Here is a 25,578-nt window from a genome sequence, read left to right as displayed (position 1 = left end):
GGGTCAGCCGATCAACTGCGGAATACTGCCGTACAGCTGCAGGATGTATTCCATGAAGGTCTGCACCAGCCACGGGCCGGCGACGATCAGGGTGACCAGCATCACCAGCAGGCGCGGCAGGAAGCTCAAGGTCTGTTCGTTGATCTGGGTCGCGGCCTGGAACATCGCCACCAACAGGCCCACCAACAGGCTCGGCACCACTAGCACCGCGACCATCACGGTGGTCAGCCACAGCGCTTCACGGAACAGGTCGACGGCGACTTCGGGAGTCATTGCGCTATACCCCGCCGAAACTACTGGCCAGGGTGCCGATAATCAGCGCCCAGCCGTCCACCAGCACAAACAGCATGATCTTGAACGGCAACGAGATGATCAGCGGCGACAGCATCATCATACCCATGGCCATCAGCACGCTCGCCACCACCAGGTCGATGATCAGGAACGGGATAAAGATCATGAAGCCGATTTGGAACGCCGTCTTCAATTCGGAGGTGACGAACGCCGGCACCAGGATGGTCAACGGCGCCTGGTCCGGGGTGGCGATGTCGGTCCGCTTGGACAGGCGCATGAAGAGCTCAAGGTCGCTGGAGCGGGTCTGCGACAGCATGAAATCCTTGATCGGGCCCTGGGCCTTGTCGATGGCGTCCTGGGCGGTCATTTTTTCCGCCAGGTAGGGTTGCAGGGCTTGCTGGTTCACCTTGTCGAACACCGGCGCCATGATGAACAGCGTCAAGAATAAGGCCATGCCGGTGAGGATCTGGTTCGACGGCGTCTGCTGCAGGCCCAGGGCCTGGCGCAGGATCGAGAACACGATGATGATCCGCGTGAAGCTGGTCATCAGCATGACAAACGCCGGGATAAAGCTCAGCGCGGTCATGATCAGCAGGATCTGCAGGCTGACCGAATATTCCTGCGCACCCGCCGCGTTGGTCCCCAGCGTAATGGCCGGGATCGACAACGGGTCGGCGCCGAACGCCAATGGCGTCGCCAGCAACAGCATGAGCGTCAATAAAACGCGCATTACTTCTTATCCTTCTGATCCTTGCCCAGCAACTCCATCAGGCGCTGGGCGAATTCTGGCGTGGCGGGCTTGGACGAGTCCACGTTCACCGGAGTCTTGAGCACGTGCAAGGGGGTGATGCGGCCGGGGGTGATGCCCAGCAGGATCTGTTCCTCACCCACTTGCACCAGCACCAGCCGATCACGCGGGCCGAGGGCGCGCGAGCCGATCAGCTCGATGACCTGGGCGTTGCCCGGACCGACGCTCTGCACTCGACGCAGCAACCAGGCCAGCACGAAGATCAAGCCGACCACCAGCAACAGCCCCAGCACCAGTTGGGTCAATTGCCCGCCCAGGCCACTGCCCACCGGCGCGGCGGCCGCGGCCTGAGCCACCGGTTCGGCCGCCCAGGCGTCCAATGGCAGCGCGACTAACAGTCCCACCATCAGCCGTTTCATATCAGCGCAGCTTCTTGATGCGTTCGCTCGGGCTGATCACGTCCGTCAGGCGGATGCCGAACTTTTCGTTGACCACCACCACTTCGCCATGGGCGATCAGGGTGCCGTTGACCAGCACATCCAGCGGCTCGCCGGCCAGGCGGTCAAGCTCGATCACCGACCCCTGGTTGAGTTGCAGCAGGTTGCGGATGTTGATGTCAGTGCTGCCCACTTCCATGGAGATCGACACCGGGATGTCGAGAATCACATCCAGGTTCGGGCCATCAAGGGTCACCGGGTCATTGTTCTTCGGCACGCTGCCGAATTCTTCCATCGGCAGGCGCTTGCCGGCCGGTGCAGTGGCGGCATCAGCGGCCAGCAGTGCATCGATATCGTCCTGGCCAACATCGCCGGTTTCTTCCAATGCCGCTGCCCATTCGTCAGCCAGGGCCTGGTCTTCGGCGGAAGTGATTTCTTGTTCGGTAGCCATTACATGTCCTCGGCGGAGCAAACATTCATAAATAGGGGTGCATCAACAGCGGCGGCTCAGCGACGGGTGATCGACTCCACCACCTGCAGTGCCAGGTTGCCCTTGTGGGAACCCAGCTTGACCTTGAACGACGGCACGCCATTGGCGCGCATGATCATTTCTTCCGGCAATTCGACCGGGATGATGTCCCCCGGCTGCATGTGCAAAATATCGCGCAAGCGCAACTGGCGACGGGCCACCGTGGCGCTCAGCGGCACGTCGACGTCCAACAGGTCTTCGCGCAGGGCCTTGACCCAGCGTTCGTCCTGGTCGTCGAGGTCGGACTGGAAACCGGCATCGAGCATCTCGCGCACCGGCTCGATCATCGAGTACGGCATGGTCACGTGCAGGTCGCCGCCACCGCCATCGAGTTCGATGTGGAAGGTGGACACCACAATGGCTTCGCTGGGGCCGACGATGTTGGCCATGGCCGGGTTCACTTCCGAGTTGATGTACTCGAAATTGACTTCCATGATCGCCTGCCAGGCTTCCTTCAAATCGATGAAGGCTTGCTCCAGCACCATGCGCACTACCCGCAACTCGGTGGGGGTGAATTCACGGCCTTCGATCTTGGCGTGACGGCCGTCACCGCCGAAGAAGTTGTCCACCAGCTTGAACACCAGCTTGGCGTCGAGGATGAACAGCGCGGTACCGCGCAGCGGCTTGATCTTGACCAGGTTGAGACTGGTGGGTACGTACAGCGAGTGTACGTACTCACCGAATTTCATCACCTGCACGCCACCCACCGCCACGTCCGCCGAACGGCGCAGCATGTTGAACATGCTGATACGGGTATAGCGGGCAAAACGCTCGTTGATCATTTCCAGGGTCGGCATGCGTCCACGGACGATGCGATCCTGGCTGGTCAGGTCATAACTTTTGACACTGCCGGGTTCGGCAGCCATTTCGGTCTGTACCAGACCATCGTCGACGCCATGCAACAGTGCGTCGATTTCATCCTGGGACAGCAGGTCCTGCACGGCCATGTCGTGATCCTACTGCAATACGAAGTTAGTGAAGAGCGCCTGCTCGATCACGACTTTGCCGAGCTCCTTCTGGGCCACTTCCTGCACGCTGGCAGTGACCTTCTGGCGCAGCATTTCCTGGCCCACCGGGGTGGCGAGTGTGTCGAAGCTTTGGCCGGAGAACAGCATCACCAGGTTGTTGCGGATCACCGGCATATGCACCTTGAGGGCATCCAGGTCCGACTGGTTGCGCGCCAGCAAGGTGATGCTCACCTGCAGGTAGCGTTGACGACCGTTCTGATTGAAGTTGGCGACAAAGGCCGGGAGCATCGGCTCGAAGATTGCCGGTTGCTTGACGTTACTGGCGGTTTCGGCAGCGGGGGCCGGTTTGCTGGCGCTGCTGTGCATGATGTACCAGGTGCCACCCACCGAAGCGCCGATGGCCAGGAGCAGGCCCAGGACTATCAACAGGATAAGCTTGAGCTTACCTTTGCCTGCGGGTGCTTTTGCTGCGTCGTCGCTCTTCGCCATGCCAATAATCCGTCACTATTCGGGGATTCATAGATCTACGGAAAGGCAAGAGCAAGTGTTATGCCAGAATTGTCTGAAGTGGGGGACGTACGGACGCGGCAAGTCAAATTGTGGGAGGGGGCTTGCCCCCGATAGCGGTGTATCAGTCACCCATGTTTCAGCTGACAAACCCTCATCGGGGGCAAGCCCCCTCCCACATTTCATCCGGCGCAAAAATCAGATCAGGCGTAGTAGTCGACGGCGCTGGAGCCGATCACCGTCGACGTTACCGGCGCTACCGCTTCAGCCACATCAACAGGGCTACCGCTGTCGCCGTTATCGCCACCCCGGCCGCCGCTGCTGCTCACGCCACGGGTCTGGGCCTGTTGTTGCTGCTGCTCCTGGCCACGGGACTGGTCGGAGACGTTGACGTCCACCTGCCCCATGCCCTGCTGGGCAAACATCTCCCGCAGACGGCCGGACTGGCTTTCCAGCGCTTCACGCACCACCGGGTGGGCGCTCATGAAATTGACTTGGGCCTGCTGGTCGGCGGTCATGTTGACCTTGATATCCAGGCGGCCGAGCTCAGCGGGTTGCAACTGGATCTCCGCCGACTTGAGGTTGGCGCTGGACAGGTACATCACACGGTTGACGATTTCATCGGTCCAACCGCTCTGGTGCATGGCCAACGGTGCATTGGTCACCGGCGGCAAAGCATTCGCCGTTTTCGGCGTGGCCGCTTGCGTCAACGCAGCCAGGCGGTTGGCGAAGTCATCGACACGGGTGTCGCTGCTGGCGTTCTTCAAGTCTTTAAGTCCGTCCTCGATCAGCCCGCTGAACGCCTTGTCGCCGCCCTGGTCGGTGCTGTCCTTGGTGGCTTGCTGGTCGACCATATTGGCCAGGCCAGCGGCAAAGTTCTGCGCGGCGGTCGGCTGATTCTGGGTCGGTGTCGGTGCGGCCTTCGCCGAGGCCTGGCTGCTGGCCGACACATGCCCGCCCTGCTCCATCGCCAGGCGCACGGCCGGCATGGCGTCCAGGGGGTCGGCCTCCGGATCGAAGGCCGGCTTGGCCGCCTCGGTCGCGGCGACCGGCGCTGCAACCACCGGCTGAGTGTTGTCATCCTTGGCCGTGGTGACGGGCGCCGGGGTCTCAACCGGCACCGGCACGGCCACCGGGGTGACGGTGGCAATCAATGCCGGGTCGACCACCGGGTCAACCGGAGGCTGCTGCACCAGGGTCGGATCGGCCGGCGCGTCGTCATCTTTGCTGGCGCTGTCGTCGGTCTTGGCCGGCGGGCTGGCAGGCAAGGTATTGCCGCTATCGGCAACCGCTGGTGTGCTGGCGGCAGGCTTGTCGTTGCCTGATGCCGGCTTGGCGCTGGCGTCGGAAGGCTTGTCCCGCGTGGGTTTGGGCGAGTTGTCGTCGGCTTTGGCTGCGGGTTTGGAGCCTTGGCTGGCGAACACTTGAGCGAAGCCAGGGCCCTTGTCCCGTGGGTCCGCAGCCACCGCCGGTTGATTGGCGGCGGGCGCTTGAGGCTTGGCCGCGGGGGCAGCCTGCAGGAGGGAATTCGGGGCGACTGGCATAGGTAAAGGTCTCCACTGCATGGGGATCGGGGATGCAGTATCTAGAGGTAGAGCAAGAGTTGGGCCAGGTTTTGATTTTACGGTGTACCTATCCGTTGCGTACCTATCCGTTGTGTGGGTAACGGATGAAAGGGGTCCGCCCCAACACTCGGCACCCCGATTGCAGTGTGTCAGCTAATACACCTGCAACTGTCCCACTGCTATCGGGAGCAAGCCCCCTCCCACATTTAACCGAGATCGACAGTAAGAACCCGGCAGGACGACGGGTTAGCCGCTGTAAGCGCGGCCCCCTAAGTAGCCGTTACCGCAGCAACGGATATGTACACAACCTCAACTCAAATCTGAAAGCGCTGCCGCTCCGTCTCATACAACGGCTTCACCAACGCAAACTCCCGATCAATCTGGTCCACCAACTCCCCCAAATCACTAATCCCAGCCCCAGCCCCAGCCCCAACCGACTCAACCTCCAGCCGCTGGCACAACTGCGCCAACCGCACTGCCCCAAGGTTCCCACTGCTCCCCTTGAAGCTATGCGCAATCCGCCCCAACGCCTTGGCATCATCCCTGGCCTTACGCAACGCTTCGACGCGTTTCTGGGAGTCATCAAGAAAGGTATCGAGCAACTTGGGATACTCACCCTCCATGACTTCCTGCAAACCCGACAACACATCAGGGTCCAGATGTAGATCAACCACTTGCTCGCTCCTTGATCAAGAATCGACGGATTATGCCAGAGCCTCCCAGGAAAACTCCACGCAGACACTGCGCCCGCCATTGGACCAGCGTACAGCGCTGCTCAACTGACGCACCAGGCTCAAGCCCCGGCCAGACAGACGGTCGATATCCAGCGGCCGCGCCAGCACCTGTTCCACGTCGAAACCAAGCCCGCTGTCTTCGACACGCAGGGTCATCGTGCCGCCCGTCTCGGTCGGCACCACCTGCACATGCACGCGTATATGGCCGCTATCAAGCTGCGCCAGGCGGTCATTGCGCTGGCGGTAATACTCGGCAAACCCGTCGGCATCGCGCTTAAGCCGCGAATCCAGGCCCAGTACCCCATGCTCCAGGGCATTGGAGTACAACTCGGCCATCACGCTGTAGAGCGCCCCGCTCTGCTCGCGCAGGCCGTGGATCTCCAGCAGCAGTTGCAGCAGGTACGGCAATGGGTTGTAACGCTTTAAGGTCTCGGCGCGGAATTCGAAACTCACCGACCAATCCAGCGGGCACGCCTGCCCGCTGTCGGCATACAACGGCCCGCTGGCACGCAGTGGCGGCCCGGCTTGCAGGGTGATTTCCACCATGCTCACGTCATCCCGTGCCTCACCTCGAAACGCCGCCAGGGCCTGTTCGATCGCTTCAAATAAACGATCAGGCTCGCGATTGGCGGCGAACACCTGCTGCAAGCGTTCGGCGCCGAACAGTTGGTCATTGGCGTCGGCGGTATCCAGCACCCCATCGGACAACAGGAACACCCGGTCGCCCAGGGCCATGGGCCAGACTTCGGTGCGGTCATCAAAGGTTTCGGCCGACAGCACCCCCAACGGCAGATGCCGCGACGCCAGCGGCGTACGCTTGCCGGTCGCGACTTCATGCACATACCCGTCAGGCATGCCGCCGTTCCACACCTCCACCACCCGCCGCTGCGTGCTCAGGCACAACAGGGTGGCGCAGCAGAACATGTCCACCGGCAGGATGCGCTTGAGCTTGGCGTTCATCTCGCGCAGGGTCTGCGCCAGGCCGTAGCCCTTGGCGGTCATGCCATAGAACACCTCCGCCAGGGGCATGGCGCCCACCGCCGCCGGCAAGCCATGGCCGGTGAAGTCGCCGAGCAGCACGTGCATATCGCCGGACGGCGTGTAGGCGGCCAGCAGCAGGTCGCCGTTGAACAGCGCGTAGGGCGACTGCAGGTAGCGGATATTCGGTGCAGCATTGATACAGCCGGAATGCGCGACCTTATCGAACACCGCCTTGGCCACCCGCTGCTCATGCAGAAGGTAGTCGTGATGCTTGGCGATCAGGTCGCGCTGCTGCAAGACCGTGGCCTGCAGGCGGCGCAAACGGTCCATGGCGTTGATCTTCGCTGCCAGGATCAGCGGGTTGTAAGGCTTGGGCAGGAAGTCATCACCCCCCGCATCCAGGCACTGCGCCAGCGCCTCGCTCTGGCGCAGTGACGTGAGGAAAATGATCGGCACCAGCGCCTCCCCCGCCAGTTGCTTGATCTGCCGCGCAGCTTCAAAGCCGTCCATCACCGGCATCAGCGCATCCATCAACACCAGTTGTGGCCGTTCGCGGATGAACACCTCGACCGCTTGCGCACCGTTGGTGGCGGTGAGCACCTGGTGGCCCTGGCGCCGGATAATGGTCGACAGCAACAGCAAATCGGCGGCGCTGTCTTCAGCGATCAATACACTCAGCGCTTGCGCAACCGGGGCCAGGACGCTCAAGTGAGGTCGAACAATTTGTCGAAGTTGGAAATGGCGAGGATTTTGCGCACGTCGGAGTTGCTGTTGACGACCTGAACCTCGGCCTCATCGCCGCCGGCATGGTCACGTAACAGCAGGAGCATGCCCAGCGCAGAGCTGTCCATATACGTGGTCTCCTTCAAGTCCACCACGTAGATCTCGGGCACCTTGTAAAACCGCTCGTAGGCGTCACGAAAGGCTTGATGGCTACCGAAATCGAACCGCCCTTTGACTGAAATCGTCAACTTCTTCCCATCCAGGGATACATCTGACTCGACTGACATGTGACTGCTTCCTTGTCATTGGCAATGACACAAGGTTTAGCAGGTGAACCGGCTATGGGCAACACACCACATCAAATGTGTATGGGCTATGCACTATTTGTAGTGAGCGGGCTTGCCCCGCGCTGGGGGGGGGCGAAGCCTCCCCCAAAAAGGCCATCGGGTTATTCAGGTAAAACGCGGTGTCAGGTTTTAGGGCAGCTTCGCAGCCCAGCGCGGGGCAAGCCCGCTCACTACACGCGTGTGTCATCGCAGGTAAGCCCGCGCCTTAATACTGTTCTTGGCGTGGAAGGCGCTGAGAGAGTTCGTCGAGCAGCTTTTGCTCGCGTTTGTCTTCAAGTGCCCGCGCTTCGTCGATATAGCGCTGCACCAGCTTGCGCAGGCCTTCGACCCGGGCAAACGCCGCTTGCCAGCTCTCGCGCGCTTTATCGAGGTTGTTCTGGTGCCACGCCAGGCTCTGGCGTTGCTGGCCGACGGCCGTTTCCAACTGGTTGAGAAAGCCCTGGTAACCCATCAACCACTGGCCCGACACGCCTTTGGCGCCGCGTTCGATCCATTGTTGCTGGTATTCACCGCGAAAACGCTCCAGGTCGCCGAGTTTACTTTCCGCCAGGCGCACCTGTCCCTGGAAATAACCCAGGCGCTGAACGGCGGTTTTCTCGGCCTTTTCGGCCATGTCCACCACCGGAGCCAGGCGTGCGGCGCGGCTGTTGGCCATGGCTTAGCCGCCCGGCGCGGGGGCGAAGATCGACTGCAGGTGCGCTTCGCTTTCGCCCATGCTGATCTTGTCGTTGAGGCCTTGGCGCAAGTAGGTCACCAGCTGCGGTTGCAGGGCGATGGCCAGGTCAGTGTCGCGATCACCGCCGGCCACGTAGGCGCCGACGCTGATCAAGTCGCGGCTTTGTTGGTAGCGCGACCACAGTTGCTTGAAGTGTTGCGCGCGGGCCATGTGTTCCGGGGTCACCACCGCCGGCATCACCCGGCTGATGGACGCTTCGATATCGATGGCCGGGTAGTGCCCTTCTTCGGCCAGACGCCGCGACAGCACAATGTGGCCGTCGAGAACGCCCCGCGCCGAGTCGGCAATCGGGTCCTGCTGGTCATCGCCTTCGGACAGCACCGTGTAGAACGCGGTGATCGAGCCCCCGCCCGCCTCGGCATTACCGGCGCGTTCCACCAGTTTGGGCAACTTGGCGAACACCGACGGCGGGTAACCCTTGGTCGCAGGCGGTTCGCCAATGGCCAGGGCGATTTCCCGCTGGGCCTGGGCAAAACGCGTGAGCGAGTCCATCAGCAACAGGACGTTCTTGCCCTTGTCGCGAAAATACTCAGCGATGCGCGTGCAGTACATCGCGGCGCGCAAACGCATCAGCGGCGCATCGTCCGCCGGCGAGGCGACCACGACGGAGCGCTTGAGGCCTTCTTCGCCGAGGCTGTGCTCGATGAATTCCTTCACCTCACGGCCCCGCTCACCGATCAGGCCCACCACGATGATGTCGGCCTCGGTAAAGCGCGTCATCATGCCCAGCAACACCGACTTACCCACGCCGGTACCGGCGAACAGGCCCAGACGCTGGCCGCGACCGACCGTCAATAATCCGTTGATGCTGCGAATGCCCACGTCCAGCGGCACGCTGATGGGGTTACGGTTGAGCGGGTTGATGGTGGGGCCGTCCATCGGCACCCAATCTTCGGCCTTCATGCCGCCCTTGCCATCCAGCGCGCGACCGGCACCGTCCAGTACGCGGCCGAGCATGCTCATGCCCATCGGCAGGCGGCCGGTGTCGGCCAATGGCACCACACGGGCGCCGGGGGCAATGCCCGCCAGGCTGCCCACGGGCATCAGGAAAATCTTGTTGCCGGAAAAGCCCATCACTTCGGCTTCGACTTGCACCGGGTGGTAGCTGTCGTCGTTGATGACCATGCAGCGGCTGCCCATGGCAGCGCGCAGGCCTTCGGCTTCGAGGGTCAGGCCGACCATGCGCAACAGGCGCCCTTCGAGGATCGGCTGGCCGGGCAACGCTGTGGCTTCGGCGTAACCGCTCAAGCGCTTGGCGAAGCTGGTGCGATCAAGGCGCATCGGGGGCGTCCAGGTCCACGCTCAGGTCAGGCTCGGCGGGGTTCAGAACCTGCTCATGCACTTGGTCCAGCAGCTTGGCCATGATCTGGCTGATGCGGGTTTCCACCGTCGCATCGATGCGACTGTGTTCGGTCTCGACGCGGCAACCGCCGGGCTGTAACGCGGCGTCTTCGACGATGCGCCAGGTTTCTTCGTGGCGCTCGCGCAGGGCTTTGACCTGTTCGAAATCCTGCGGGTTGATGTACAACCGCACATTGCCGACGCCCAGAGGCAGCAGCTTGAGGGCTTCGCGCATCACGCTTTCGATATGGCTGGAGTCCAGCACCAGCTCGCGCTGGATCACTTGGCGAGCGATGTGCTCGACCAGGCCGACCATGGCCTTTTCGATCTGCGAATCCTGCTCGGCAATGGGGTCGAACAGCACCCCCATCAAGCGCTCCAGGCTGCCCAGCTTGACGTTCAGCGCCGCCTCGGCTTCCTGGCGCACTTTGAGGGTGGTGCTGCGAAAACCATCTTTTTCACCGGCGGCGAAGCCTTCGTTGTAGGCCTCCTGGCGGATGCTTTCCAACTCTTCCAGGGTCAGCGGCTGGACTTCATCCAGCGGCACTTCTTCCATTTCCACCGGCGGCTCTTCAACCGGTTCCGGCTCGGGCTCGGGCACATGCGGATCGAAGCTGGGCAACGACCAGATGTCGAACCCGCCGACATCCCGCGCGCGAATCAGATCGCTGGGAGCCTCATCTTTGTTCGACATGGAAAGCGCCTTAAATCATTTCTTCGCCGCCCTTCCCGCCGAGAACGATTTCTCCGGCTTCGGCCATACGGCGGGCAATGGTGAGGATCTCTTTCTGCGCGGTTTCGACGTCGCTGACGCGCACCGGCCCCTTGGCTTCCAGGTCGTCGCGCAACAGTTCCGAGGCACGCTTGGACATGTTCTTGAAGATCTTTTCCTTGACGCCTTCGTCGGAGCCCTTGAGGGCCAGCACCAGCACGTCGGAGGACACTTCGCGCAGCAACGCCTGGATGCCACGGTCGTCGACATCGGAGAGGTTGTTGAACACAAACATGAGGTCTTCGATCTGGCCGGACAGGGTGTCGTCGATCTCGCGGATCGAGTCCATCAACTGGCCTTCGACCGAGCTGTCGAGGAAGTTCATGATGTCGGCCGCGCGCTTGATGCCACCCAAAGTGGTACGCGAGGCATTCGAGTTGCCGGAGAACTGCTTCTCCAGAATAGTGTTGAGCTCTTTGAGGGCCGCCGGCTGCACAGTGTTCAGCGACGACACGCGCAGGATGATGTCCAGGCGCACTTTATGGTCGAAGTGGCCCAGCACTTCACCGGCCTGGTCCGGGTCGAGATAGGCCACCACGATCGCCTGGATCTGCGGGTGCTCGTAGCGGATCACGTCGGCAACGGCGCGCGGCTCCATCCATTTCAGGCTGTCGAGGCCGCTGGTGTTGCCACCGAGCAGGATGCGGTCGATCAGGCCGTTGGCTTTGTCTTCGCCCAGGGCCGAGGTGAGCATCTTGCGGATGTAACTGTCGGAGCCGACGCCCAGGCTGGTCTGGTCGCCGACGATCTCGACGAACTCGCTCATCACCTGTTCGACTTGCTCACGGTGCACATTGCGCATTTGCGCCATGGCCACGCCCACCCGCTGAACTTCTTTGGGGCCCATGTGGCGCAGCACTTGGGCGGCGTCGGTTTCACCGAGGGACAGCAACAGGACTGCGGCTTTGTCGACCTTGGTAAGTTTGGCAACAGCGGCTCGATCACTCATCTGCGTTAATCCACTCTTTCACGACCTGGGCCACACGACCCGGGTCTTCTGCCACCAGACTTTTGATTGCGTTCAACTGAGCGTCGTAGCCTTCGCTCGGGCTCGGCAACAGGATGCTTTGCGGGCCGCCGAGGCTGACGCGGTCGTTGGCCAGTTCGCCATCCAGGCCGCCCATGCCACCCAACTCGACATCGCTGCCACCGAAGGCCGCCAGTTGTTTCTTGCCGTTGCCGGTGATGTTGTTGAGCACTGGGCGCAGCACGCCGAACACCAGTACCAGGATGAACAACACACCCAACACTTGCTTGACGATGTCCCAGAACCACGGCTGCGAGTAGAACGCCGGCTCAGCGATCACTTCGCCACGCTCGGCGGAGAACGGCATGTTGATCACGCTGACACTGTCGCCACGGCTGGCATCGAAACCGACGGCGTCCTGCACCAATCGAGTGAAGCGCGCCAATTCATCGGCGCTCCACGGGGCACGGGTAACGGCGCCATCTGCCGCATTGACCTTGACTTGGTCATCGACCACCACCGACACCGACAGGCGATTGACGCGGCCTTGTTGCTGCTTGGTGTGGCTGATGGAGCGGTCCAGCTCAAAGTTCTTGGTGGACTGGTTACGCTTGTCCGCCGGGTACGGTGCGAGCATCGGCTGGCCGGTGGCCGGGTCCATGATCTGCTGGCCGTTGGCGTCCAATAGCGGTTGGCCCGGCTGGATCGCGCCGGCGGTAGCGGCAGCGCCACCGGTGGTTTGCGGGGCCGAGGCCGGCGCTGGTGGTTGGTTGCTCAGGGCACCCGGTACACCTTGCGGCGGGCCGTTGGCGGCAGTGCGTTGTTCGCTGGTGGATTGCTCGCTGCGCAGCGCCGGCTGGTCCGGGTTGAATTGCTCGGAGGTCGACTCGACGGCGCTGAAGTCCACGTCGGCGGACACTTCAGCCTTGTAGCGGTCGTTGCCCAGCACCGGTTGCAGGATGTTATGCACACGCTGGGTGAGCATGCTTTCTACACGGCGGCTGTAGTCGAACTGCTTACCGGCCTGGGTCAGCGCGGAGTTTTCGCCCTGGTCGGACAGCAGGTTGCCCTTTTGGTCGACGACGGTGATCTGCGACTTGCTCAACTCAGGAACGCTGGTGGCCACCAGGTTGATGATCGCCAGTACCTGGCCCGGCTCCAGGGAGCGGCCGGAGAACAGTTCGACCAATACCGAGGCGCTCGGCTTGCGCTCATCGCGCACAAACACTGAGCTTTTCGGAATGGCCAGGTGCACGCGTGCACCCTTGACGTTGTTCAGGCTGGAGATGGTGCGCGCCAGTTCGCCTTCCAGGCCACGACGGTAGCGAGTGGCTTCCATGAACTGGCTGGTCCCCAGGCCCTGGTCCTTGTCGAGGATTTCAAACCCGATGTTGCTGTCGGACGGGGTCACGCCGGCTGCCGCGAGCTTCATGCGTGCACGGGCTACATCGTCGGCCTTGACCAGCAAGGCCCCGGAGTTGGGCTCCACGGTGTAGGCGATATCGGCGGCGGCCAGGGTTTCCATGATCTGCTTGGAATCCATGCCCGCCAGGCTGCCATACAGCGGCCGGTAATCGGGTTGCTGCGACCACAACACCACGGCAAAACCAATCGCCACGCTGGCAGCCAGGCCGACCATCAGGCCCACCTGACGCAACATGGTCATTTCGGAGAGGTTTTCCAGGAACGACAGGCCAAACAGCGGCGGCTTGCCGTCTGCCTTGGCGGGTGCGTTGTCCACGACTGCTTCTGCCATGACTTAAATCTCGTCCTTAAACCGGCATCTGCATGATGTCTTGATAGGCCTGAACCAGCTTGTTACGCACCTGGGTCAACGCCTGGAACGAAACACTGGCCTTTTGCGAGGCAACCATCACATCGGTAAGGTCCACGCCGCTTTTGCCGATCTCGAAGGCGTTGGCCAACTGGCTGGAGGCTTGCTGGGTGTCACTGACTTTGTTGATGGCCTGGCCGAGCATGTCGGCGAAGCTGCTTTGGCCCAATTCTGGCGCTGGCGCGACAGATTTCGGTTGAGCCATGGCATCCATTTGCATGGAGCGCATATCCAACATCAACCGATTGAACTCAATACCCTGGCTCATGAACTTCTCTCTCCGACAACCCGCATGTTTTTTGACGCTACGCCGCAATTACTAGGGAGGTAGCAACAAGGGTGCCAGCTCTGGATCAACTCGTAAGAAAAGGCGACAAAGGTTGTCGACCTTGTTACCAGTTATGTGGCGAAAAGATACGCTTCCACATCCATTCCGGCGTCGCGCATCTGTGCCAGCTTGTAGCGCAAAGTCCGTGGGCTGATGCCCAGGCGCTCGGCGGCCTCTTTGCGGCGACCGCGCTCGGATCGCAGGGTGTCGATGATCATCTGGAATTCGCGCCGACGCAGGTCGTCACCCAGCGCACCCGCGGTTTCGGTTTCGGCGACGATTGGCGCGGGCGCCAGGGTGGGCAGCGGCGCGACGCCGCTGCCCATGGCCAGGCAGAAATCCTGGGGCTGGATCAGGCCGCCCTGTTGCAGGATCAGCGCGCGCTGGATGGCGTTGTCCAACTCCCGCACGTTGCCCGGCCACGGATAGCTGATCAGGCAAGCCTGGGCCTCGGCCGACAGGCGTGCCTGGGCATGCTTCATTTTTTTGACGTGGTTGTTCAACAGGCGCTCGGCCAGCGGAATGATATCCGCCGGGCGCTCGCGCAACGGGCGCCAGGCCAGGGGGAACACCGACAGGCGGTAGAACAAATCCTCACGGAAGCGCCCCGCCGCCACTTCACCCGCCAGGTCGCGGTTGGTGGTGGCGACCACGCGGATATCCAGCTGGATCGGCTTGCGCGCGCCGACGCGCTCCACTTCACGCTCCTGCAGCACCCGCAGCAACTTGGCTTGCAGGCCCAGGGGCATTTCCGAGATTTCATCGAGCAGAATGGTGCCACCGTCCGCCTGTTCAAACTTGCCTGCCTGGGCCGCGATGGCGCCGGTGAACGAGCCTTTTTCGTGGCCGAACAGCGTGGCTTCGAGCATGTTGTCGGGGATCGCCGCGCAGTTGATGGCGATAAACGGCTGCTTGGCGCGGGTCGACTGCTGATGGATGTAACGCGCCAGCACTTCCTTGCCGGTGCCGGACTCGCCGGAAATCAACACGGTGGAATCACTGCGCGCCACGCGGGCCGCCAGCTCCAGCAATTGTGCACTGGCGGGTTCGAAGGCAATCGGACCTTCGCCGTCACTGGCCGGGATCACGCCCAAGGCATGCCGTGCGACCAGCTCAATCAACGCCTTAGGTTCGAATGGCTTGACCAGGTAATCCGCCGCGCCCTGACGCATTGCATCCACCGCGCGCTCGACAGCGCCGTGGGCGGTCATCAGCAACACCGGCAACTGCGGTTGACGCGCGCGCAGCAGGCTGAGCAGTTGATGGCCGTCCATGCCAGGCATGTTTACATCGCTGACCACCAGGCTGAAGGACTCCTGCTCCACCGCCTCCAAGGCGTCCTCGGCAGAACCGACCGCCCGGTAATCGTGGCCCGCCAACAGCAGCGTGTCAGCCAATGCTTCACGCAGGGCGCGATCGTCTTCCACCAATAGAACCTTGATAGCCATAACCTTTTTACTCCGCGCTTGCCGCGCATGAAAACAGCGGCAAGGTCATCAATGCACAGGTGCCACGCCCAACCCGGGAATGCAGCTGCAATTCTCCCTGATGCGCACGTGCCACGGCCTTGACCACGGTCAGGCCGAGGCCGGTACCGTTGGTCTTGGTGGTGAAAAAAGGTTCGCCCAAACGCTGCAGCACGGCGGGCTCGATACCGCTGCCGCTGTCGCTGATGCACAGGCGCAGGTTTTGCTCGCGGTTGTACAGGTGCACCTTGAGCCGCGCGCCGGGGCCGCTGGCCTGGGTGGCGTTCTCGATGAGGTTGAGCAGCGAACCGACCAGCGTGTCGCGGTTGCACAGCAGCTCGCCGAGGTGGCTGTCGCACTGCCAACGCACGTGCACGTCCTGGATATGGGTAGCGGCCGCCGCTTGCAGGGCCTGCATCAACTCGGCCGGCGTGATGCGGTCGGTCAGCGGCAATTCGCCGCGGGCAAACACCAGCATGTCGCGCACTTGGTGCTCCAACTCATGCAGGCGCTCCTTGAGCCGACCAGCAAAACGTTGGTGGGTGGCGACGGGCAATTGTTCATCAGTCAAATGACTGGCGTAGATCAACGCGGCCGACAGCGGTGTGCGGATCTGATGCGCCAGAGAAGCGACCATGCGTCCCAACGACGACAACCGCTCGTGGCGCGCCAGTTGGTCTTGCAGGTGCCGGGTTTCAGTCAGGTCGTTGAGCAGCACCAATTGGCCCGGCTCTGCGTCCAGGGAACGCGTAGCGATGGACAGACGGCGCCCGTCCTTGAGGGAGATTTCGTGGCCGTCGTCTTCACGCGGCGCAAAGCAGCGGGTGATGACGTGGCGCCATAGCTCACCTTCGAGCGGCAGCCCGAGCATGTCGCAGGCGGCCGGGTTGGCTTCGCGGACGCGGCCTTCTTCGTCGATGACGATCACGCCACCGGGCAACAGCGACAGCAGGTTTTGCAGACGGTTGGCCAAGCGCTCTTTCTCGGCCAGCTCTTCCATGCGCTGGGCACTGACCACCGCCAACTCGCCCTTGAGCTCGGAAACCCGGGCCTCGAGCAGGCTGTAGGAATCGGTCAGTTGGCTCGACATCTGGTTGAACTGCGAGAACGCCTGTTCAAGACCCTGCCGGGTCGGCGGTTCTACAGGCGGGACCAGCCCCTGGATGGCAGGGGCCGTAGATAGTTGGGCGGCGTGGGGCATCATGCTCTCTCGCTTGGCTGACCGTCAGTTAAACGGAACGTTGCGAGGGCTGTAGCAATACTTGTGCCGAAAAAAAACTACCTACAAAACAGTAACTTGAAAAACAGGCGTCAATCATCCGCCTGTTCATCACCTTCTTTGCGGCTCATACCGTACTTGCGCATCTTCTCCACCAGCGTGGTTCGACGGATACGCAGGCGCTCGGCGGCGCGGGCGACGATGCCGTTGGCGTCGTCCAGGGCCTGTTGGATCAGGCCTTGTTCCAGGTTGCCGAGGTAGTCCTTCAGGTCCAGGCCTTCGGGCGGCAGCATGGCAGTGGAGCCGAAATCCGGGGTATGACCGTTGATGGCCACCCGCTCTTCCATGTCGCTGCGCAGGCTGTCGACCAGTTGCTCGTCTTCGTCGTCGACGTAGCGGAATTTCTTCGGCAACTCGACCACGCCGATCACACCGTAGGGGTGCATGATCGCCATGCGCTCCACCAGGTTCGCCAACTCGCGCACGTTACCTGGCCAGCCGTGACGGCACAGGGACATGATCGCGGCGGAGTTGAAGCGGATCGAGCCGCGCTTTTCGTGTTCCATGCGCGAGATCAGTTCGTTCATCAGCAGCGGGATGTCTTCCACGCGCTCACGCAACGGGGCCATCTCGATAGGGAATACGTTGAGGCGGTAGTACAGGTCTTCGCGGAAGCTGCCGACCTCGATCATGCTTTCGAGGTTCTTGTGGGTCGCCGCGATGATGCGTACATCGACGCTCTGGGTCTTGTTGCTGCCCACGCGTTCGAAGGTGCGCTCCTGCAACACGCGCAGCAGTTTGACTTGCATCGGCAGTGGCATGTCGCCGATTTCGTCAAGGAACAGGGTGCCGCCGTTGGCCAGCTCGAAACGCCCGGCACGGCTGGTGATCGCCCCGGTAAAGGCGCCCTTCTCATGGCCGAACAATTCGCTTTCGAGCAGCTCTGCCGGGATCGCCCCGCAGTTGACCGGCACAAAAGGCCCGTCGCGGCGCTTGGAGTGATAGTGCAGGTTGCGTGCGACCACTTCCTTGCCCGTGCCGGACTCGCCGAGGATCAGCACGCTGGCGTCGGTGTCGGCCACTTGCTGCATCATCTGGCGTACGTGCTGGATGGCGCGGCTGGTGCCGACCAGGCTGCGGAACAGGTTGGGTTCGCGATGACGACCGCGCTCGCGGGCCTGGTCGTACATCTCGCGATAGACCTGGGCGCGGTGCAGGGAGTCGAGCAATTTGCTGTAGCTGGGGGGCATTTCCAGGGTGGAAAGCACGCGGCGGCGCTGGTCTTCCGGCAGCTCGACAGAAGAAATATCGCCCATTAGCAACACGGGAAGGAACTCATCCCAGGTAGACAGTGTCTTTAACAAGCCCAAAACAGCGCCAGGAGCGTTTACCGTCCCGATCAGCACGCATATGACTTCACGGCTCGACGACAATGAGCTGACCACCTGCTGCCAATCATGGCTGCCGCAGGGCAAATTTTCTTCACCGAGAAAATTTAAAATCACCGCCAAGTCGCGGCGGCGGACGCTATCGTCATCGATCAGCAGAATTTTGGTTTCACGCCACATGCAATAGCAACTTCCCTAGTAAAACTTCCTGCCCCGAGATTGAGGGCAATCGAGGCGCCTGTAAGACTTCTTACCTTACTAGACGTCTGAAATCTGAAAACAGCACTAGTTAAGTCAAAAAAGCTGGCACGGTCAAATTTATGACGCACCGGTAGGATTAACTGCGACTGTTCAGCCGAACAGATGGTAAACCTTTGACGCGTTTTTCGCTTGGTTGATCTGCGACATCTCTTCGAAAATCGCCTGGCGCTCGCCAGTCGTCACCTCAAGTAGTTGCTGGTATACCGCCAGCAAGCTTTCAAGCTTCTCCCGCAACGCATCCTCATCTACCGGTGCTTCGCTGAGCACTTCGTCGATCACGTGACGGCAGCCCAGGTCCAGTTCGCCGATGGCGTCCCAGTTGCGGTCCGCCAGCGCGCCCATCAGCGCCTCACGGGTTTCATCAATGCGTTGCAGTGCTTGGCTCATGATGTGTTCCTCAAGGCCCTCAGGCCTTTCTCTGCTGCGCCTTACTCGGTTACAGCCTGTGGCGCCGCGATAGCGTCCCAGCCTTCTTTTACGGTGATCAGCAAACGCGCCACTTCATCGATCATGTCGGCGTCGTTATGCACGTTCGCTTCCATCAGTCGGTTGGTCATATATGCATACAAACTTTCCAACTGCTGGACGTAAGCCGGGTTATCACTCTTTGCTGCATCCAAGCCGTCACGCAGGCCGATCACGATATCAATCGCCTTGCCGAGCATCAGGCCCTTGGCCGCGATGTCGCCACGCGCCAGCGCACCTTTGGCTTGGGCCATGCGATCAAGGCCGCCTTCCATCAGCATCTGCACCAGGCGATGTGGGCTGGCTTCGGAGATCTGAGCATGGGAATTGACCTTCTGGTATTGGCGAAGGGCTCTCATGGGATTCATGTTTCTACCTCGTGACAGGCGACAGCGAAAAGGATTTCAGTAACCAATATGTCGACTGGCTCGCAAAAAGCTTTAGCGCGAGTCGTCGTCTGATACAAAAAGGCCAGGCAGTTAGCCTGGCCTTTTGCGTTAGCTGGGATCAACTATTAGTTTTAGGGTTGTTCAAGGCATTTAGCGTGGTCATGACGCTGGTGCTTTGCTGGCGCAATTGAGCGACCAGGGTGTCCATGGCGTTGTATTTGTCGGAGAGGCTCTTGGTCAGCAGGTCCATGCGTTCGTTCAAGGTATCCTGCTGTTTAGACAGGTCTTTCAGACTGTCGGACAGTGAGGTTGAACGCGTGGCTAGAACGCCCGTGGACGCCTTGGCAAAGTCGTCCGTGGCGCTTTTCATGCGCGCCAGCATGCCGTTTTTACCGGTGAACATGCTATTGATGTCAGCCGCATTGGTTTTAGCCGCCGCATCCCACTTTTTGTCATCCATTGTCAGCAGCCCAGTCGTGGAACTGGTGCTCACGCCAAACTGAGCCAACGACTTGAAGGTGCCGGTTCCGGAAATGGTATTGAACTCATTCCGGATTGAAGCCTGCAGCGACCGCATGGTCGAATCGCCCGTGAGCGCTGCCGCAGTGGTGCTACCGTCCAGGTTCTTGGTGATCTTGGTTTCAGCGTTCATGGCCGTGATCAGGGCGTTGTAACTATCGATGAAGCCTTTGACCCCGGACTTCAAGGCGGTGTTATTGGTACTTACAGTGATGAGCGTCGCAGTTCGCTCAGCTGTATCGCTCGTATCGCCAACCGTTTTGGTCGCTGAAACCGACAGCAACTTGATATTCACGCCACTGAGTGCGCCTTCGATATTGTTGGTCTTGGAAACGGACGCAACGCCATCGATGCTGTACTGCGCGTCCTTAGGATGATCGACCACTGTCGAGCCTACGTCCAGCCCGGAATTACCCGACAGCGTCAGGTCCGAGCCCGTGCCCATGGTGGTGGAGGTCAGGATCAACCGCGAACCATTGGAGTCGGTCTGGATGTTGGCACTCAAACCAGAGGTGCCGAACTGGGTATTGATCGAATCGCGCACTTGCTGCAAGGTCGCGCCGGCCGGAATATTGACGTCGTAGTTCTTGCCCGACTGACTGATTGTCAAGGTCGTCGGCTTGTCCGTGGCGTTTACCACAGTAGACGTGCCGCCGGCGAAGTTCTTAGTCGACAGCTTGGACGCTTGGGCCAATTGGCTGACAATCAAGCGAAAGCTACCGTTCGACGCGGTGTTACTGGCCGTCATGGTGGCGACCTTTTCATCCGAGGATGAGCCGGTCAAGCCCGTGAAGCTGGAGCTGGCAGTCATATTGTCCAGGGCGCCGCGAAAAGCATCCAGTGCCGCCTGAATCTTACCTATCGAAGACAGCGTGGTGGTCGCCTTCTGGGACGCGGTATTGATCTGCGTCTGCTTGGGCACCTTCTCGGCGTCCACCAAGGACTTCACGATCGCTTGCGTATCGATATTCGAACCGATACCACTTACCGTTGAACCCGCCATCTTCGTTTCTCCTGTTCGGTGGCTGCCGTTATCTTGACTGACGAAGCCTCAAGACATGACAGCAACAAATTTCATGCCAGCTTAGACCTTGTCATCAAACAACAAGTGGCTCGCGCTGGAAAGGTTCTGGGCCAGCTTCAATGCCGTTTCCGAGGGGATCTGGCGAATCACTTCACCGCTATCGGTGGCGATGACCTTGACGACCACACGATGGGTGGAGTCATCAATGGAAAAATCCAGTTTACGCTGGGACGCTTGTACGAATTCGCGAATATCGGTAACTGCTTTTTCCAGGTCCGCACGCTCAGGCTCTTTGCCTGTGGCCGGGGTTTCCTGGACTTTAGTGACGCTCTTGTCGGCGGACACCTGCACAGGTGCGCCTTGAGGGGCAACCGGCGGATAAGACTGGTTCAGCTTTACACTCATGTCCATGTCCAATCTCCTCTAAACCGAAAAAACGGAAGGGCACTCAGCGCGCCCTTCCGTTAGTGACCAAGCGCTGGAGTTACTGAAGCAGCTTCAGTACAGCGGATGGCAGCTGGTTAGCCTGCGACAGGATCGCGGTGGAAGCCGATTGCAGGGTTTGTTGCTTGGTCAGCTCGGCGGTTTCGGAAGCGAAGTCGACGTCCTGAACGGTGGAACGTGCAGCGGTGGAGTTCTTCTGAATGTTCTGCAGGTTGTCTGCAGTGGTAGTCAGACGGTTCTGGGTAGCACCCAGGCCCGAACGAACGCCGTCGATGGTGCCGATGGCTTTGTCGAGTACAGCAATGGCGTTTTGTGCGTTGTTGGCGTCAGTTACGTCGGTTTGGGCAACAGACGTCTTCTTGGAAGAGATCTGAGCTGCGCCAAACAGGTCGGTTACCGAAGTACCGGTAGCGCCGTTGGCCAAGGAGTAGCCTTTAGCCGAATCCAGCGAGATCTGGCCAGTTGCAACAATCACGCCTGCAGCAGCAGCGGCAAGAGGAGTAGCAGTAGCAGCGTATGCGCCGGAACCGTCTTTGACCTTGATACCAACGGCGTCAGCGCCAACAGCGTCGCTGGTGAAGCTCAGGTTTTCGCCGGAGTCGGATTTGACTTGCAGAGTGCCTTTAGCTTCGTCGTAGTTAACGCTGATGCCCAGTTTGGCAGCGTTAGACTTCAACTGGTCAGCCAGGTCAGCAGTGCTGGTTACACCAACGAACTTAACGGAGGCGGAACCGACGCCGATGCTGAAGTTAGCTGGAACACCGGTAGCACCCTTGGTCTTGGTCTCGTCTACCGAGAATTCAACTTCGGTGCTGGCAGTAGCGCTCAGGCCACCGACGGCGCCATTCAGGCTTGCAGCGATGGTCTTGGCCGAGTCGCCGGCGTTAACTGCAACTGTCGAAGACTGACCGTTACCGGTGATGGCGATGGAGCCAGCAGCCAGGCCAGTAGCGCTAGGGGTAACCGCTACGCTCTTGATTTGCTGCGAACCAATATTGTTGGCTGCAACGTTTTCCAGGCTCAGGTTGATGGTTTCGTTAGCGTTGGCGCCAACCTGGATTGCTTTGGTACCGTACGAACCGTCCAGCAGCTTCTGGCCACCGAAAGTAGTGGTTTGCGAGATACGGGTCAGTTCCGAAGTCAGAGCCTGGTATTCGTCGTTGTTCGACTTACGGTCGTCAGGGCTGAGCGAGCCAGTAGCGGAAGACAGAGCCAGGGTACGCATTTTTTGCAGGATGTCGGTCGAAGCCTGCATCGCGCCTTCAGCGGTCTGAGCGATCGAGATACCGTCGTTCACGTTTTTGACTGCTTGGCCCAGGCCGTTGATTTGGCTGGTCAGGCGGTTAGCGATCTGCAGGCCGGCAGCGTCGTCTTTAGCGCTGTTGATACGCAGGCCGGAAGACAGGCGCTGCATTGAAGTGGCCAGGGCGCCGCCAGCTTTGTTCAGGTTGCTCTGAGTAGTGATCGAAGCAATGTTGGTGTTTACTGTTAAAGCCATGACGAAATCCTCGTTGGATGGATACTGCGGCTTCCGGCCCTGGCAACCGCCGGGTGTGGCCTGAGAACCTACGTAATAGTTATCGTCGTGGTAGCCGGTTGCTTGAGGATTTTTTTGAAATTATTTACTGGCGTCGTGCCACCCCTTGTAATTCAAGGGTTTACGCAGGCTCGAAACCCCGATTTCATTGGGTTTTCTGGCGCCAAATAAAAAACGCCGATGATCTTTCGATCATCGGCGTTTTTTTTATTGAAGCGATTAAAGCATCAAGGGCGATAAAGAATCGCCGAACCCCACGACAGGCCCACACCAAAACCACTGATGGCCACGCGCTTCCAGGTGGCGTCCATCACGTGTTTTTCCAGCAGCAACGGAATGCTCGATGAAACGGTGTTGCCGGTCTCGACCATGTCCTTGATGAACTTGTCCACCGGAGCGTCTTCAAAACGACGCGCCACAGCGTCGACAATGGCCGCACTGCCCTGGTGAATGCAGAAGGCATCAATCTCGTCAGCCTTGAGGTCCGACTCGTTGAGCAGCTCGTGCAAATGCGCCGGTACTTTAAGCAGCGCGAAGTTGAACACCTGGCGGCCATTCATAAAGAACACGCCGTCGCTGACCTTAAGGTGCGGTGCGCCGGAACCGTCGGTGCCGAACTTGGACTTGCCGAGCAACCACGGCGCGTCTTCGCCCATCCAGGTGGCGGTGGCAGCATCGCCGAACAGCATGGTGGTGTTGCGGTCTTCCGGGTCGACGATCTTCGAGTACGGGTCGGCGGTGATCAACAGGCCGTTTTTCAAGCCCGTGGCCTCCATGAAGCCTTTCATCGCATAGATGCCATACACGTAGCCCGAGCAGCCCAGGGAAATATCGAACGCCGCGACGTGAGTCGGCAGGCCGAGTTTGTCCTGGACGATGGCGGCGGTGTGGGGCAAGCCCTCTTCATCACCGTTCTGGGTCACGACGATCAGTGCGTCGATGGACTCGCGCTTCAAATCCGGGTTGTTGGCAAACAAAGCGTTGACCGCTTCGACACACAGGTCAGACGTTTCCTGCGCGGCATCCTTGCGCGGCAAAAACGCCGAACCGATCTTGCCAATGATGAACTCTTCATCCTTGGCGAATTTGGCACCCTGAGCGTAGTTATCGATCCCGTCTGCCGGCACGTAACTGGCGATGCTTTTTATGCCAATCATTGTGGCTTCCCAATACTAAATAGCTGGAGAACACCCCAGGGCCTGGGCCCGGAGTGCTGACAATAAAGGGGATAACCCCATAAAAATCTCGCTGAAAGCCGCCTCGCAAGGACCCTGTGACGACTTATCCTTTTCACACGATACAGTGAAGATGCGCTTTATGACTCACAGGTCACTCAATTTTGTGTGCTTTGTGCAAAACCTTCAAACAATTAAACCCCATAAACGACAACGGCCCGCCCTGTTTCCAGAGCGGGCCGCTTGACGTAATGCCGCTTACATCTTGTTGAACAGGCTCAACTGCGAGATTTTCACGAAGGCCAATTGCGAGGCTTCCAGCATGGTTTGCTGAAGTGTCAGGTTGATCGCGGCCTCGCCCATGTCGATGTTCGCCAGCGCGCTCATTGTGGTTTTATTGGCTAGGCCGACGCTTTCGTTTTCGCTGGACTGCACCGTTAGGGCGTTCTGCCGCGCGCCAATGGAGCCGCGCACATTGTCCACCTGATCGGAAGAACTGGTCAGGTTACTTACAGCGGAGTTCAGGGCATCCTGCAGCTTAATGCGTGCCCCCGGGATACCATCAGCCGGTTGCTCCAGAGCCTTGCGCAACTGACTCAAGGTGTCGAGGGCACTCTGGGTTTTCTGGGTGCTTGCGCCGACCGAAAACTGATCACCGACATTGGGCGTACCGCTCAGGCCAAAGGTAACACCCGCTGCCGTGATCGAATTCGGCGTGGTGGTGGTGTCGATGACGCCCGAATCAATCGCCTTGCTGTTGGCGCTGTACGGCTGCGTAAACACCTGGAAAGCCGTCGGGTCGGTGTCGCTGAACTTGATCACCACGCCGCTGTTGGCCGGAAAGGTGCTGGCATATTTGGCAGGGCTGCTGACGGTGGCATTTGTCAGTTGCGTCGCTGAGGTATTACTCGCGGTGCGCGACACGTTGAACACGTCCGGCTTGGCGGAAAGGCTGAACTCGCGGCCTTTGACCATCGCATCAGCGTCAGGCCCAGTAGCCTTGTCGGTGAGATCAACGGTGATATCAAATTTGACCCCACGCAGGTTGACGCTGGCGCTGCCCTCCTTGGTAGAGTCGAATGTCCCATTACCTGGGAGCTGCGAGGTAATGTCGTTGTTGTTTTTGTCCGTTACCACGTACTGGGTGCTGCTGGTAAAGGTCAGCTTGTACGGCTGGCCGTCGGCGAAGGACTTGTTGTAATCGACACCCGATGTCACCAAACCGGCCGAGATGGCGACTTTGTTGTCATCCACTTGCGACGGTGTTGTCGCAGGTGGCACAGGAGCAGGCGTGGTGTATTTGGTCTGGGTGCGGCTGTTGTTGGCCGCCCCTTCCAGAATGGTCTTGCCGGTGTCGCCTGCGCGAACGGTCAACGTCTCGGAAACCTGCAGACTGAGCTCATTCTCGTCACCCTGATAGTTGTAGGTGCCGTCAATGTTGCGTGAGTACGGTGGCGTCTCGGTCTTGGAACCGGAGAACAGGTAGTTGCCCGCCGCATCCTTGCTGTTGAGCAAGCCCAGCAGTTGGTCCTCAAGGGCACCCACCTCGACCGAGATGGATTTGCGGTCGGCATCACTGGTGACGCCACCGGCCTTCAACGCCAACTGGCTGGCGGCCTGGATCGTCGCACTGATCGCCGTCAGCACACTTTCTTCGTTAGTCAGCGAACTCTGGATGTTGGAAATATTGCCGCTGAACTGCGCCAGCATATCTTTCTGCTGCTGCAACATCAGCAAACGCTGCGCGGCCACCGGATCATCTCCAGCGGTCTGTACACGCACGCCGGAACTCGCCTGCTCTTGAGCCTGTACTACGCCGGAATAGTTGTTCTGGTACTTGGCGGCACTGGTGTCGAAATACTGCTGTGTAGAAATGCGCATCG

The 25,578-nt window shown here is 60.2% G+C and carries 26 protein-coding genes; all 26 read right to left on the bottom strand.

Annotated features, from left to right (window positions below):
* Positions 1-3 precede the first annotated feature (3 nt).
* The 26 genes from fliQ to AO064_RS06070 all read right to left on the bottom strand — a co-directional run bounded on the left by fliQ (position 4) and on the right by AO064_RS06070 (position 25,576).
* The gene (gene fliQ, locus AO064_RS06195; RefSeq protein ID WP_010208761.1) at positions 4-273 is read right to left on the bottom strand and encodes a flagellar biosynthesis protein FliQ; all 270 of its coding nucleotides are present in this window, start codon (positions 271-273) and stop codon (positions 4-6) included.
* A gap of 4 nt (positions 274-277) precedes the next feature.
* Positions 278-1,021 carry a flagellar type III secretion system pore protein FliP gene (gene fliP, locus AO064_RS06190; protein ID WP_015885180.1) on the bottom strand — a complete coding sequence of 248 codons (744 nt, stop codon included), beginning with the start codon at positions 1,019-1,021 and terminating at the stop codon, positions 278-280.
* A complete protein-coding gene (fliO, locus tag AO064_RS06185) occupies positions 1,021-1,458 on the bottom strand; it encodes a flagellar biosynthetic protein FliO (RefSeq protein WP_064052731.1) in 438 nt (145 codons plus the stop codon). Before fliO ends, fliP begins: the two co-directional genes overlap by 1 nt.
* Before the next feature lies 1 nt (position 1,459).
* The gene (fliN, locus tag AO064_RS06180) at positions 1,460-1,927 is read right to left on the bottom strand and encodes a flagellar motor switch protein FliN (protein WP_015885182.1); all 468 of its coding nucleotides are present in this window, start codon (positions 1,925-1,927) and stop codon (positions 1,460-1,462) included.
* A gap of 56 nt (positions 1,928-1,983) precedes the next feature.
* A complete protein-coding gene (fliM, locus tag AO064_RS06175; RefSeq protein WP_015885183.1) occupies positions 1,984-2,952 on the bottom strand; it encodes a flagellar motor switch protein FliM in 969 nt (322 codons plus the stop codon).
* 9 nt (positions 2,953-2,961) lie between these two features.
* Positions 2,962-3,462 (bottom strand): flagellar basal body-associated protein FliL, encoded by a 501-nt coding sequence (fliL, locus tag AO064_RS06170; RefSeq protein WP_015885184.1) that lies wholly within the window; start codon positions 3,460-3,462, stop codon positions 2,962-2,964.
* Between the two features lie 221 nt (positions 3,463-3,683).
* Positions 3,684-5,024: a flagellar hook-length control protein FliK gene (locus tag AO064_RS06165; protein ID WP_064052730.1), complete on the bottom strand. Its 1,341-nt coding sequence runs from the start codon at positions 5,022-5,024 to the stop codon at positions 3,684-3,686.
* 335 nt (positions 5,025-5,359) lie between these two features.
* Positions 5,360-5,719, bottom strand: coding sequence for an Hpt domain-containing protein (locus AO064_RS06160; RefSeq protein ID WP_064052729.1), 360 nt, complete (start codon positions 5,717-5,719; stop codon positions 5,360-5,362).
* Between the two features lie 30 nt (positions 5,720-5,749).
* Entirely contained in the window at positions 5,750-7,468 is a 1,719-nt protein-coding gene (locus AO064_RS06155) for a fused response regulator/phosphatase (RefSeq protein ID WP_064052728.1), read from the bottom strand.
* Positions 7,465-7,770, bottom strand: a complete 306-nt coding sequence (locus AO064_RS06150) for an STAS domain-containing protein (protein WP_015885188.1) — start codon at positions 7,768-7,770, stop codon at positions 7,465-7,467. Before AO064_RS06150 ends, AO064_RS06155 begins: the two co-directional genes overlap by 4 nt.
* 265 nt (positions 7,771-8,035) lie before the next feature.
* Positions 8,036-8,485 carry a flagellar export protein FliJ gene (fliJ, locus tag AO064_RS06145; protein ID WP_015885189.1) on the bottom strand — a complete coding sequence of 150 codons (450 nt, stop codon included), beginning with the start codon at positions 8,483-8,485 and terminating at the stop codon, positions 8,036-8,038.
* Between the two features lie 3 nt (positions 8,486-8,488).
* A complete protein-coding gene (gene fliI / locus AO064_RS06140) occupies positions 8,489-9,847 on the bottom strand; it encodes a flagellar protein export ATPase FliI (protein ID WP_046036030.1) in 1,359 nt (452 codons plus the stop codon).
* Complete coding sequence (gene fliH / locus AO064_RS06135) at positions 9,837-10,601, bottom strand: flagellar assembly protein FliH (RefSeq protein WP_064052727.1); 765 nt, start codon at positions 10,599-10,601, stop codon at positions 9,837-9,839. Before fliH ends, fliI begins: the two co-directional genes overlap by 11 nt.
* A gap of 10 nt (positions 10,602-10,611) precedes the next feature.
* A complete protein-coding gene (gene fliG, locus AO064_RS06130; RefSeq protein ID WP_015885192.1) occupies positions 10,612-11,628 on the bottom strand; it encodes a flagellar motor switch protein FliG in 1,017 nt (338 codons plus the stop codon).
* A complete protein-coding gene (gene fliF, locus AO064_RS06125; RefSeq protein WP_064052726.1) occupies positions 11,621-13,402 on the bottom strand; it encodes a flagellar basal-body MS-ring/collar protein FliF in 1,782 nt (593 codons plus the stop codon). Before fliF ends, fliG begins: the two co-directional genes overlap by 8 nt.
* A 16-nt stretch (positions 13,403-13,418) precedes the next feature.
* Positions 13,419-13,748 (bottom strand): flagellar hook-basal body complex protein FliE, encoded by a 330-nt coding sequence (fliE, locus tag AO064_RS06120; protein ID WP_015885194.1) that lies wholly within the window; start codon positions 13,746-13,748, stop codon positions 13,419-13,421.
* 131 nt (positions 13,749-13,879) lie between these two features.
* The gene (locus tag AO064_RS06115) at positions 13,880-15,256 is read right to left on the bottom strand and encodes a sigma-54-dependent transcriptional regulator (protein ID WP_064052725.1); all 1,377 of its coding nucleotides are present in this window, start codon (positions 15,254-15,256) and stop codon (positions 13,880-13,882) included.
* A gap of 7 nt (positions 15,257-15,263) precedes the next feature.
* Entirely contained in the window at positions 15,264-16,475 is a 1,212-nt protein-coding gene (locus AO064_RS06110; protein ID WP_046036084.1) for a sensor histidine kinase, read from the bottom strand.
* A gap of 110 nt (positions 16,476-16,585) precedes the next feature.
* Positions 16,586-18,061: a sigma-54 dependent transcriptional regulator gene (locus tag AO064_RS06105; protein WP_015885197.1), complete on the bottom strand. Its 1,476-nt coding sequence runs from the start codon at positions 18,059-18,061 to the stop codon at positions 16,586-16,588.
* Positions 18,062-18,232: 171 nt separating this feature from the next.
* A complete protein-coding gene (fliT, locus tag AO064_RS06100) occupies positions 18,233-18,529 on the bottom strand; it encodes a flagellar protein FliT (RefSeq protein ID WP_015885198.1) in 297 nt (98 codons plus the stop codon).
* A gap of 41 nt (positions 18,530-18,570) precedes the next feature.
* Entirely contained in the window at positions 18,571-18,975 is a 405-nt protein-coding gene (gene fliS / locus AO064_RS06095; RefSeq protein ID WP_046036029.1) for a flagellar export chaperone FliS, read from the bottom strand.
* Positions 18,976-19,114: 139 nt separating this feature from the next.
* Positions 19,115-20,518 carry a flagellar filament capping protein FliD gene (gene fliD / locus AO064_RS06090; RefSeq protein ID WP_064052724.1) on the bottom strand — a complete coding sequence of 468 codons (1,404 nt, stop codon included), beginning with the start codon at positions 20,516-20,518 and terminating at the stop codon, positions 19,115-19,117.
* An 81-nt stretch (positions 20,519-20,599) separates the two neighbouring features.
* A complete protein-coding gene (locus AO064_RS06085) occupies positions 20,600-20,950 on the bottom strand; it encodes a flagellar protein FlaG (RefSeq protein WP_064052723.1) in 351 nt (116 codons plus the stop codon).
* Positions 20,951-21,023: 73 nt separating this feature from the next.
* Entirely contained in the window at positions 21,024-22,481 is a 1,458-nt protein-coding gene (locus tag AO064_RS06080) for a flagellin N-terminal helical domain-containing protein (RefSeq protein WP_064052722.1), read from the bottom strand.
* A 266-nt stretch (positions 22,482-22,747) separates the two neighbouring features.
* On the bottom strand, positions 22,748-23,677 hold the full coding sequence (locus AO064_RS06075; protein WP_015885203.1) for a ketoacyl-ACP synthase III: 930 nt from the start codon (positions 23,675-23,677) through the stop codon (positions 22,748-22,750).
* Between the two features lie 276 nt (positions 23,678-23,953).
* Entirely contained in the window at positions 23,954-25,576 is a 1,623-nt protein-coding gene (locus AO064_RS06070) for a flagellar hook-associated protein 3 (RefSeq protein ID WP_015885204.1), read from the bottom strand.
* Positions 25,577-25,578 lie beyond the last annotated feature (2 nt).

The sequence above is a fragment of the Pseudomonas marginalis genome (genome assembly GCF_001645105.1).
Classification (GTDB): Bacteria; Pseudomonadota; Gammaproteobacteria; order Pseudomonadales; family Pseudomonadaceae; genus Aquipseudomonas; species Aquipseudomonas petroselini.
This window is presented reverse-complemented; position numbering and strand designations above follow the sequence as displayed.